Source organism: Herbaspirillum sp. DW155, from assembly GCF_037076565.1.
In the GTDB taxonomy this organism is placed as follows: Bacteria; Pseudomonadota; Gammaproteobacteria; order Burkholderiales; family Burkholderiaceae_D; genus Herbaspirillum.
This window is the reverse complement of sequence record NZ_AP029028.1, coordinates 2,146,584-2,157,007: the sequence shown is the minus strand read 5'-3', so window position 1 is coordinate 2,157,007 and position 10,424 is coordinate 2,146,584. Positions and strand designations below refer to the sequence as shown.

The 10,424-nt window shown below is 62.2% G+C and carries 11 protein-coding genes; 2 read left to right on the top strand and 9 right to left on the bottom strand.

What is annotated here, in order from left to right:
* The 7 genes from flhB to AACH55_RS09910 all read right to left on the bottom strand — a co-directional run bounded on the left by flhB (position 1) and on the right by AACH55_RS09910 (position 7,274).
* The gene (gene flhB / locus AACH55_RS09940; protein WP_338719247.1) at positions 1–1,176 is read right to left on the bottom strand and encodes a flagellar biosynthesis protein FlhB; all 1,176 of its coding nucleotides are present in this window, start codon (positions 1,174–1,176) and stop codon (positions 1–3) included.
* A gap of 365 nt (positions 1,177–1,541) precedes the next feature.
* Positions 1,542–2,201 (bottom strand): protein phosphatase CheZ, encoded by a 660-nt coding sequence (cheZ, locus tag AACH55_RS09935; RefSeq protein ID WP_338719246.1) that lies wholly within the window; start codon positions 2,199–2,201, stop codon positions 1,542–1,544.
* Complete coding sequence (gene cheY, locus AACH55_RS09930) at positions 2,194–2,589, bottom strand: chemotaxis response regulator CheY (protein ID WP_338719245.1); 396 nt, start codon at positions 2,587–2,589, stop codon at positions 2,194–2,196. The genes cheZ and cheY overlap by 8 nt, the downstream gene beginning before the upstream one ends.
* A 177-nt stretch (positions 2,590–2,766) precedes the next feature.
* The gene (locus AACH55_RS09925; RefSeq protein WP_338719244.1) at positions 2,767–3,843 is read right to left on the bottom strand and encodes a chemotaxis response regulator protein-glutamate methylesterase; all 1,077 of its coding nucleotides are present in this window, start codon (positions 3,841–3,843) and stop codon (positions 2,767–2,769) included.
* A 69-nt stretch (positions 3,844–3,912) separates the two neighbouring features.
* The gene (gene cheD, locus AACH55_RS09920) at positions 3,913–4,518 is read right to left on the bottom strand and encodes a chemoreceptor glutamine deamidase CheD (protein WP_338719243.1); all 606 of its coding nucleotides are present in this window, start codon (positions 4,516–4,518) and stop codon (positions 3,913–3,915) included.
* Positions 4,515–5,387 (bottom strand): CheR family methyltransferase, encoded by an 873-nt coding sequence (locus AACH55_RS09915; RefSeq protein WP_338719242.1) that lies wholly within the window; start codon positions 5,385–5,387, stop codon positions 4,515–4,517. Before AACH55_RS09915 ends, cheD begins: the two co-directional genes overlap by 4 nt.
* A 210-nt stretch (positions 5,388–5,597) precedes the next feature.
* Positions 5,598–7,274, bottom strand: coding sequence for a methyl-accepting chemotaxis protein (locus AACH55_RS09910; protein WP_338719241.1), 1,677 nt, complete (start codon positions 7,272–7,274; stop codon positions 5,598–5,600).
* Positions 7,275–7,518: 244 nt separating this feature from the next.
* Here AACH55_RS09910 and AACH55_RS09905 point away from each other — a divergent pair, with 244 nt between their 5' ends.
* Both AACH55_RS09905 and dmeF read left to right on the top strand, forming a co-directional pair.
* Positions 7,519–7,794 carry a metal/formaldehyde-sensitive transcriptional repressor gene (locus AACH55_RS09905; RefSeq protein WP_338719240.1) on the top strand — a complete coding sequence of 92 codons (276 nt, stop codon included), beginning with the start codon at positions 7,519–7,521 and terminating at the stop codon, positions 7,792–7,794.
* A 16-nt stretch (positions 7,795–7,810) separates the two neighbouring features.
* Positions 7,811–8,767 (top strand): CDF family Co(II)/Ni(II) efflux transporter DmeF, encoded by a 957-nt coding sequence (dmeF, locus tag AACH55_RS09900; RefSeq protein WP_338719239.1) that lies wholly within the window; start codon positions 7,811–7,813, stop codon positions 8,765–8,767.
* An 81-nt stretch (positions 8,768–8,848) separates the two neighbouring features.
* Here the strand turns inward: dmeF and AACH55_RS09895 are convergent, their stop codons facing one another.
* Positions 8,849–9,091, bottom strand: a complete 243-nt coding sequence (locus tag AACH55_RS09895) for a hypothetical protein (RefSeq protein ID WP_338719238.1) — start codon at positions 9,089–9,091, stop codon at positions 8,849–8,851.
* Between the two features lie 153 nt (positions 9,092–9,244).
* Entirely contained in the window at positions 9,245–10,366 is a 1,122-nt protein-coding gene (locus AACH55_RS09890; RefSeq protein WP_338719237.1) for an acyltransferase, read from the bottom strand.
* Positions 10,367–10,424: the final 58 nt, after the last annotated feature.

Genomic DNA, 10,424 nt, shown 5'->3' with positions numbered 1-10,424 from the left:
TTACTGCCTGCTTCTATTCTTGGGCCCGCGGGGTTTCTTGGGTGCGGTGGCCGGATCCAGTTCCTTGGGCACGTTCAGATCGGTGGGCTGCACCGGGCGGTTGCCGCCGAACTGGCCATAGGTGCGCAACTGGAACACGTAGGCCAATACCTCGGCCACAGCGGTGTAGAGCGCTTCGGGGATTTCGTCGCCGATCTCGGTATGGGCGTGCAGCGCACGCGCCAGCGGCGGCGCTTCCAGCAGCGGCACCTTGTGCTCGCGGGCCAGTTCGCGGATCTTGGCGGCGATGTCGTCGGCGCCCTTGGCCACCACCTTGGGCGCGCCCATCTTGCCTTCGGTGTACTTCAGGGCCACGGCATAGTGGGTCGGGTTGGTCACCACCACGTCGGCGGTGGGCACTTCGGCCATCATGCGGCGACGCGCCATGGCGCGCTGCATTGCGCGGATCTTGCCCTTGATGTGCGGGTCGCCTTCGGATTCCTTGTGTTCCTGCTTGACCTCTTCGCGCGTCATGCGCAGCTTGCGGCCATAATTCCAGAGCTGGTAAGGCACGTCCAGCGCGGCAATGAAGATCAGCGCCGAGACCATGGTGATGAAGCTGATCCACAGCAGGTGGGCCGAGTGCGCACCGGCGGTCTTGAGCGACTCCACGCCCAGGCCCATGACCGCATCGATCTGGCCGCGAATGGCCACCCAGGCCACGGTACCGACCAGCAGGGTCTTGAGCACGGACTTGACCAGTTCGACCAGCGAATTGACCGAAAACATGTTCGCAAAACCGCTGATGGGGTTGAGCTTGCTGAACTTGGGCGCCAGCGACTCGACGTTGAACAGCCAGCCCCCCAGCGCCAGCGGCGCCGCCATGGCGGCCAGGGTCATCAGGAAGGCAATCGGGATCAGCGACACGGCCACATCCATCAGGTGGGCGCTGAGCATGTTGAACATCACCACCGGGTCGAAGGCAGCGGCCCGCTCGAAGCTCATGGTGGCCACCAGCACGCGGTCCAGGCTGGTCACCACCGGACCGCTGAAGAGCCAGACGCAACTGCCGCCAACCAGCAGCATCAAGGTGGTGGCCAATTCGCGCGAACGCGGCACATCCCCCTGCTCACGGGCACGCTCAATGCGTTTGCCCGTGGCGGGTTCGGTCCGCTCCATATCGCTGTCTTCGGCCATCCGCCGTATCCCCCTGCTAAACCTCTGCCCGTCCGGCACCCATAGCACTGGACGGATTTCTAGAACAATAGGGTAGGATTATTGGCGAGCGGCCGCCCGGATCATCAGGGGAATAGGGGCGAAAAGGTCCCCCATTTCGGACTAGGCAAAACCGCAAGGGTCTGCCTGTGACAAAACGCTTCGTATCGAACCTGCAACATGTGAAGAAAGTCAAGCTGGACGGGCACTTGCGGCCACCTGCCCCGACCTGGAAGTCAGGCGCTGACGCGCCTGCCGGCCATGTCAAAACAAAACGCTTCGGAGTTGCCGGATTGGCAAGCTCGGAAGCGTTTTACGAGGACAAGAAGATGACCGGAGGGTCGTCGTCAGAAGCCCAGACTCTCCAGCAGGTCGTCCACCTGCCCCTGGTCGGCGATGACGTCCTTGCCGGTCGGATCGATCTGCGGACCGTTGAGCAGGCCGGTATCTTCGCGCTTGACGTCCGACGGCGAGTAGTCCACCAGCAATTGCACCAGTTGCGACTCCAGGTCGTGCGCCAGCTTGGTGACGCGCTTGATGACCTGGCCGGTCAGGTCCTGGAAGTCCTGGGCCATCATGATGTCCAGCAGCTGCTGCTTGGTTACGCTGCTGTCTTCGCTGGTCTGCGCCAGGAAGGCGGAGGTTTTGGCCGCCAGGGCCCGATAGTCGGCCTCGGCGAAACTGCCGGTGGCAGCGGCATCCCACTCGGCCTTGAGCGCGTTGGCGCCATCATTGATGCGTTCCTGCAGCGGGCTGGCCAGCTCGGTGGCATTGAGCACGCGCTGGGCGGCCTGCTCGGTCATGCGCGCCACATATTCCAGCCGGTCGCGGGCATCCGGCATGTCGCTGGCGGCTCTTTCCAGCAGCCGGTCAAACCCCAGCCCGCGCAAGCTGTCGTGCAGGTTGCGCGTCATGTGGCCGATGCGGACGAGCACCTCGTCGCTGACCGCGGTGCCTTCGGCCGACGGGGTACGAGCGGAATTGGGGGCGCTGTCCACCTCAGCCACCTGCGGCCATTTTTTCGAAGATCTTGCCCAGCTTCTCATCCAGCGTCGCCGCGGTGAAGGGCTTGACCACGTAACCGTTGGCACCGGCCTGGGCGGCGGCGACGATGTTTTCCTTCTTGGCTTCGGCCGTGACCATCAGCACCGGCAGCTTGGACAAGGCCGGATCCTTGCGGATTTCCTGCAGCATGGTCAAGCCATCCATATTGGGCATGTTCCAGTCGGACACCACGAAGTCGAACTGGTCGCTGCGCAGCTTCTGCAACGCCTGGATGCCATCTTCGGCCTCATCCACGTTGGTATAGCCCAATTCCTTGAGCAGGTTGCGCACGATACGGCGCATGGTCGAGAAATCATCGACGACTAAGAACTTGGTATTGGGACCCGACATGCTAAGACTCCATCTGAACAATTGAATTCTTGGTTATCGGCCAGTGCGCGTGACAACTTGAACCGATACCCCTTTTATGACTCCAGCATGGGCTGGTGGCCCATGCTGCCCCTCATCTGCAACGCATTGTAGTGCAGCAAAACGAAACTGACAGAACAATAAGCGCTGAAATCCGCTTCAGACGCGCAATGCGCGGCTTCCGTGTTCTGCCAGCCACGCCAGCACCCTGCCCGGCATGGCTTGCAGGGACAAGACTTCATGCGCCGCTCCGATGGCGATGGCTTCGCGGGGCATGCCGAAGACCACGCACGATGCTTCATCCTGCGCAAAGTTGTAGGCACCGGCATTGCGCATGTCCAGCATGCCCTGGGCGCCATCCTTGCCCATGCCGGTCAGGATCACGCCCACCGCGTTCTTGCCGGCACAGGTGGCGGCCGACTGGAACAGCACGTCCACCGAGGGACGATGACGGTTCACCGGCGGTCCCTGGTCGAGCTGGGTCATGTAGTTGGCGCCGCTGCGCACCAGCCGAAGGTGCGAATGGCCGGGGGCGATATAGGCATGGCCCGGCAGCACGCGCTCGTTGCCGGCCGACTCCACCACCGAGATTTTGCACAGGTTGTTGAGGCGCTGGGCGAAGGAACGGGTAAAGCCTTCCGGCATGTGCTGGGTGATCAGGATGCCCGGGCAGTCCGAGGGCATGCGGATCAGGAATTCCTTGATGGCCTCGGTGCCTCCGGTGGAGGCACCAATGATGATGAGCTTTTCGCTACTGGTCAGCGGATTACGGATCTGCGGCAAAACTTCGCTGGGGCCTGCGGCCTGCTCGGCCGACCTCGACGGACGGGCGCGCACGCGCGCCTTGGCGGCGGCACGGATCTTGTCGGCGATCATGTCGGCATATTCCTGCATGCCGCTCTGGATCGAGATCTTGGGCTTGGTCACGAAGTCGATCGCACCCAGTTCCAGTGCGCGCAGGGTGATTTCCGAGCCGCGCTCGGTCAGCGAGGACACCATCACCACCGGCATGGGGCGCAGGCGCATGAGCTTTTCGAGGAAATCCAGGCCATCCATGCGCGGCATTTCCACATCCAGCGTCAGTACATCAGGATTGGTCTGCTTGATCAGCTCGCGCGCAATGATCGGATCTGGCGCCACGCCGACCACTTCCATATCCGGCTGGTTACTGATGATCTCGCGCATGACACTGCGGATCAGTGCCGAATCGTCGACGATAAGAACTTTAATTTTCATCACTCAATCACTCAAACTCAATGTTGCAGGGAGCCCTGCCATACGGGCGGAGCCGCCGGTGACACGCTCTCAGAACAGATCCACCTCGCCACCCACCGGCTTGGTGACCAGCTTGCTGGCGTAGGCTTTTTCGCGATCCACCAGCGTGTTGTTGTGCATCTGTTTCAGCTTCTTGACCAGCACCTTGCCGGTGCGCGGGAAGAAATACACCTTGCGCGGATAGATATCGTTGAGATCTTCGGCCACCACGCGGATGTTTTCCGCCTTCAGGTAGCGGCGCACGAATTCGGCATTGCGCTCACCCACGTTGATGGCCGAGAAACCGCGCAGCACGTTGCCGCCGCCGAACACCTTGGCTTCCAGGTTCTCGCGCCGCGCGCCCGACTTGAGCACCTCGTTGATCAGCACTTCCATGGCATAGGTGCCGTAGCGTGCCGAGGCTGAAACGGGGCTGCCGTCATCGCCGCCACCGTCGGGCAGCATGAAGTGGTTCATGCCGCCGATGCCGGAGACGCGATCGCGAATGCAGGCCGACACGCACGAGCCCAGCACGGTGACGATCATCATGTCCTTGGTGGTGAAGTAAAACTCGCCCGGCAGGATCTTGGCCGCATCGCAATCGAAGGTGCGGTCGTAGTAAAGATTGGTGGCGATCTGCTCCGCAGCGTGGCTCATGGCTTGGTCCTTACGCCGCGCTGCGTGGCATTGAGTTCATAGACAGTCTTGCCCTTGAGCTTGAGCGCATCGGAGACATACAGGAAGTTCTCCGAATGGCCGGCGAACAGCAAGGCGTGGGGCTTCATCAAGGGCACGAATCGGGACAGGATCTTGCTCTGGGTAGGTTTATCGAAATAAATCATCACGTTGCGACAGAAGATCACGTCGAACTGCCCGCTGATGGGCCAGCCATCGGCCAGCAGATTCAATTGCTTGAAGGTGATCAGCTTGCGCAATTCGGGACGCACGCGCACGTAGCCTTCATGGCTGCCTTTGCCGCGCAGGAAGAATTTCTTGACCCGCTCGGGCGACATCTTCTCGATGCGTTCCATGGGATAGACGCCATTGGCGCCGGTGGCCAGGACGTTGGTATCGATGTCGGTGGCCACGATCTGCACCGGCGGCGTCAGCGAGCCATAGGCTTCGCAGGCGGTCATGGCGATGGTATAGGGTTCTTCCCCGGTGGAGGCGGCCGAACACCAGATGGTGGCGGGCTCCTTCAGCTCCTTGAGGAAATCGGCCAGGATCGGGAAATGGTGCGCTTCCCGGAAGAACGAGGTCAGGTTGGTGGTCAGTGCATTGGTGAAGGCTTCCCACTCTTCGGAGTCGTGGGTGCGCTCCAGCATGTCCAGATATTGCTGGAAAGAAGTGATGCCGGTGGCCCGCAGGCGCCGCGCCAGGCGGCTGTAAACCATTTCCTGCTTGCTGTCGGCCAGCGCAATGCCGGCCCGCTGGTAGATCAGGCCACGCACACGCTCGAAATCACGGCTGTTGAAATCGAACTCCTTGCCGGATGATTCGCCTTTGCCTGGTACCGTCGGCTTCAATGTCTTTCCTTCCCTGGCGCAGCCCATGTCCGGGCGCTGCTTGCTGTCTGTCGTCCGCCCCGTCTGGGCGGACATCCCCTTGGCGCATAATCTATCAGCCGCCAGGCGGGGTCAAGCGAATCAGCCTTGGAAATGAAACGGTTTTACCCCCCTATTGCGACAAGTCAATCCGGGCCTGGCGTGCATAGGCCGTTCAAATCTTGGAAATCCTCACAGGCCGCGCCGCACGGGCCGCCCCGGCAATCGTGCCGCCCCCGGCGACGCAGCTGCGCTGACCACGGCCGCAGGTGTGGGCGCCGACGCCTGCGCCGGTGCGTGGCTGGACCGGTAACCCACCCGGAAACCGCCCCAGTGCTTGCCGTTGACGTAGATCGGCACCGACAGGTCGTGCATCACCTCGCCGGTATCGCGTTTGTAGGTTTGCAACAGGAACGGCTTGGTATTGGACCCGCAACGCTTGCCGGTACGGTCGCTGAAGATCCGCTTGGTGCGGTTGTTGACCAGATCGGTGTCGTAGTCGCCCGTCAGGGGCTGGGAGAACTTCTTGTTATGGGTGGGGAAATACCCGTTGTTGTCCACCGCGCCTGCATAGGCCAGTTGCGGCATGGCCGCCAGCAGCCCCTCCTGGATGGCCGGCAGCACCCGGTCGGTAAAGCTATCGAACTGGCTTGAATGCTTTTGCGGCGAGGTATTGGGAATGGGCTTGTAGGTCCGGTCGAACAAGGCTGCCTCGCTGATCTGACCGGAGCCAATCGAGGTTTCGAACAGCTTGCCCACCGCCTTGGCCGCGTTGGTGGCGGCGACCCGGATGTCATCGTGCCCGCTGCGCGCGCCGCCGTCGATGATGGCCTCGAACACCGCCTCGGCGCGTTCGGACAGCACCATGGCAGAGGCCGCCACGCGCGGCAGTTCGCCATCGGTCTGCAACATGCCGTTGCGGATGTCGGTGATGGCCTCGGCGATCTCCTGGGTGGTCTGCACATGTTCGCGCGAGGCCACCGCGATTTCCTCGATCTGTTCCTGCGACTGGCTGGCAGAGCGTTCGATGCTGTTCAACAGACCGTGCACCTTTTCCACGTTCTGCGCCGCCTCCAGCACCCGGCTGCTGAGCGAATTCATGCCCGTGGCCGCGCGCTCGGCTTCTTCGGTGATGGCGCGCACCATCACGCCGATGTCGTCGGTGGCTTCCTTGGTGCGCTGGGCCAGCTGGCGCACCTCCCCTGCCACCACCGCAAAGCCGCGCCCCTGCTCACCCGCGCGCGCCGCTTCGATGGCCGCGTTCAGGGCCAGCAGGTTGGTGCGGGCGGCGATTTCGCTGATGACTTCGGTGATGCCGTGGATGCGACGCGACTTTTCCTGCAGCTGCGCCATCATCGACGAGGCCGACAAGGCGTCCGTGCGCGCCTGCCCGATCTGCTGCAGGCCACGGTCGACTTCGGAACGGCCGCTCACACTCTCGGTGCGCACTTCGGCCGCAATGGCCGAGGCACGCTCGGCATTGGCCGCGATCTGCTCGGTGGTGGCGGCGTTCTGCTCGGCGCTGGCGGCGATGCGGTCGGCCGCCACCACGTCCTTGCTGATCTTGTTCTTGATGGTGTCCACAAAGAAGGACGTTTCAGCCGCGCCAATCATGATGTGATCGATCTCGCCGCTGATCTTGTCCACCAGTTGCCCTTCCCGCGCCGGTGTGCGCCGCTGTGCCAGCGCAAACCCGGCCAGGGCCAGCAGGACCGCCACGCCGCTGCTGCCGGGCGCACTCAGCCATTGCTCCGCTCCTGCGGCATGCAAGGCCAGGGAGGAAGCCGCCCCCAGCACCAGTCCGGCGACCCACGGCACGGCAGCCGCTCCCGCCAGTGCAGAGCTGCCTGCCCGATTGATCTTGGCCATTCTTGTCTCCCACAAATTTGCGTTTTCGTTCACCTGCTCGGCGTCAGGCTTGCTTACGGAAAATACTTCCCGCATCGTCCAGAGGCTATAGCGGCCAGCTTACGCCTAACTGAATACACAAACATTCATACAGCCATATTGCCACAGCACAAGAGCCCTGACCGCCCTCCGCGCCGGCGACCTCCCCACTTTGACGATGCATCGCGTTATAATCGCCGCTTTATAGGATAGGGGGGTATGGTATATGGCACACCTGACACGGGAGACGGATGCCCTGCTCAAGCGTGTACGCCGCATCGGCGGCCAGGTGCAGGCACTGGAGCGCGCGCTGGAGGGCCAAGCCGACTGCGCCAAGACCTTGCATCTGGCGGCGGCCATCCGTGGCGCCGTGCATGGCCTGATGGATGAACTGATCGAAGCGCACGCCCGCGAACACGTAGCCCGCCCGGGCCTCACCGATGAAGCGCGCCAGCAGGGACTGGAAGAAGTCCTCGAAGCGATCCGCCGCTATGCCAAATAAGACAGGAGAAATTCTCATGAGCAGCCCCGCCAGCTACCGCCACGAGCACATCTACCTGGGCGCCCACCACGACCGCAACACCCGCCGCACGCTATGGGTGGTGGCCCTGACGGCGGTGATGATGGTGGCGGAAATCGCCGTCGGCACCCTCACCGGATCCATGGCCCTGCTGGCCGATGGCTTTCATATGGCCACGCACACGGGTGCCCTGGCCATTGCGGCCGGTGCTTACGTCTTCGCACGTCGCCATGCGCAGGATGGCCGTTTCAGCTTCGGCACCGGCAAGGTCGGCGACCTGGCCGGCTTTGCCTCGGCGCTGGTGCTGGCGGTGATTGCCGTGGGCATCGGCGGCGAGTCGCTGTGGCGCCTGGCCAGCCCCAGCACGGTGGATTTCGGCGAGGCCATTCCGATTGCGGTGGTCGGCCTGATCGTCAATATCGTCAGTGCCTTGCTGCTGATGGAGGGGCATCACGGCCATGACCACGGGCACGCCCATGAGGCTGCGCATGCGCATCATGAGCATGAAGACCACGGGCACGACCATCACCACGGCGGCCACGACAACAACCTGCGCTCGGCCTATCTGCACGTGGTGGCCGATGCGCTCACCTCCGTGCTGGCCATTGCCGCCCTGCTGGCGGGCCTGTACCTCGGCTGGACCTGGCTGGACCCGCTCATGGGCGTGGTCGGCGCGGTGGTGATTGCACGCTGGTCTTACAGCCTGTTGCGCGCCAGTGCGGTCGTGCTGCTGGATGTGACCGATGCGCAAGTGGCGGCGCGCATCGAGCAGGCGCTCAAGGATGAGCCGGTGCAGATCGAGGATCTGCATGTCTGGCGCATCGGCCCGGCGGCGCGGGCGGCTATCGTCAGTGTGTCAGCCGGCCCTGCCATCCAGGAAGCGCAGCTACGTGAAAAACTCGCCACCGTAGGCGAACTGCGCCACCTGACGCTGGAGTTGCGCCAGCCAGGATGACCTGGCAGAGCATTGCATCACGGAAATAAAAACAGCGGCCAGGCCGCTGTTTTTGTTTCTGCAGATGCCGCACGGACGGGCTTACCGCCAGCCGCGATGCCAGCCGTAGTGGGGGTGATGCCAACCCCAGCCATAGTAAGAGTGATACTCCCAGACCCAGCCCGGGCCGGGCGAGGCGTAGGTCGGCTGCACGTACACCACGCCCGGCGGCGCGACGTAGGCAGGCTGGGCCACATAGGCCGGCCGCACCGTGGGCGGGGTCACCACGCAGCCGCTCAAGCCAAAGGCTGCGGCCAGCGCCGGTATCAATACGAGGGATTTCATGCTTGTGCTCCTGATCTTGTTTGGCGGAATGTGCCGGCGCGGGTCAACGCCGGTAGCCACTGAGGTGGTGATCAGATAACGAGCTCGGCCGTGGGTGGGCGGACGTGAAATTGTGTGTTTATGTAACCCGCTCCAACACAATTTCTTTCCGTACTATTTCAACCGTTGTTCCGCAAATCGGCGTGACCGGGTACGCATCGGCGTTTCGATGAAACGATAGACCAATGCAGAAATGGCGAGCACAACCGCCACCAGAACCACCCAGGCAACAATGACCTCCACCGTCGAAAGCTGGGGTGTACTTCTGCCCCCCATCATGACCTCCGGCTTTTTCAGGATCACGCGCATGACCTGGCTCAGAATCCAGATCACCGCGACGTGTGACATGTAGACAGCATAAGAGACGGAGCCCAGCCAGGTGAGCGCCTTGAGGTTGAGCAGGCGATTGAGGTAACCGTCCTTCACCGTGACGATGCTGGCGATGAGGACGGCGCTCAACAGGTAAATGATCAGATCATATTGTTCCGAGGTCTTCACCTGAAGAAATACGGCGATGGCGGCAAACACGATCAGGGACAGTGCGCGCGGCAACGCCAGTTGCAGGCGAGGGACGGCATAAGCGGTCAGGCAGCCGATGAAGAATCCGGCCAGGCACTTGAGCAGATCACTGAAACCATACGTTGCATTGGTCGCGAGCAATACCAGGGCAGCCAGTGCCAGGAAGGCAAACAGCACGTTCTTTATTTTCGGCAGCAGCAGCACGACCGCACCAAAGATCAGATACGTATAGAACTCAACGCTGATGGACCAGGCCGGCGTATTGAAGGTGGTCGGATGTCCGGCGGGACCGATGGCCTGCACCAGGAAAATCTGCTGCACCAGCGCGGTCAGGCTGTTTTCGCGGAAAGGCTGCGAGTTCGGACTGACAATGCCCAATTTGGCCTGGCTGATGTACTTGGCGACTTCGAACAACACATACACCAGCAGGAACACCAGATGCACCGGATAAAGCCGTCCGAAGCGCAGGAACTGGAACCTCGCCAGATCCTTCGCGCTGCCGATCCTGGCCGCATAGGCGTTGTAGATCACGAAACCCGACAGCACGAAGAACAGGTGGACCATGAGATAGCCACTGCGCACGATGCCCAGGTCAAACAGCGGATTCCAGTTCGGAATATGGTAGAAAACCACCAATAACGCGGCCATGCCGCGGATACTCTCCAGCTCTTCTATCTTTGGCTGGTTCTGGTACGGCGTTTGGATCGTTGCACTCATCACCTACCCCCGGTTAGTCCAGTGCGCCCACATGCGCCCCTGCTTGAAATGAATGGAT

Coding starts and splice junctions, on each gene's coding strand:
- flhB (WP_338719247.1), bottom strand. CDS start 1,176: ATGGCCGAAGACAGCGATATGGAGCGGACCGAACCCGCCACGGGCAAA.
- cheY (WP_338719245.1), bottom strand. CDS start 2,589: ATGTCGGGTCCCAATACCAAGTTCTTAGTCGTCGATGATTTCTCGACC.
- AACH55_RS09925 (WP_338719244.1), bottom strand. CDS start 3,843: ATGAAAATTAAAGTTCTTATCGTCGACGATTCGGCACTGATCCGCAGT.
- cheD (WP_338719243.1), bottom strand. CDS start 4,518: ATGAGCCACGCTGCGGAGCAGATCGCCACCAATCTTTACTACGACCGC.
- AACH55_RS09910 (WP_338719241.1), bottom strand. CDS start 7,274: ATGGCCAAGATCAATCGGGCAGGCAGCTCTGCACTGGCGGGAGCGGCT.
- AACH55_RS09905 (WP_338719240.1), top strand. CDS start 7,519: ATGGCACACCTGACACGGGAGACGGATGCCCTGCTCAAGCGTGTACGC.
- dmeF (WP_338719239.1), top strand. CDS start 7,811: ATGAGCAGCCCCGCCAGCTACCGCCACGAGCACATCTACCTGGGCGCC.
- AACH55_RS09895 (WP_338719238.1), bottom strand. CDS start 9,091: ATGAAATCCCTCGTATTGATACCGGCGCTGGCCGCAGCCTTTGGCTTG.
- AACH55_RS09890 (WP_338719237.1), bottom strand. CDS start 10,366: ATGAGTGCAACGATCCAAACGCCGTACCAGAACCAGCCAAAGATAGAA.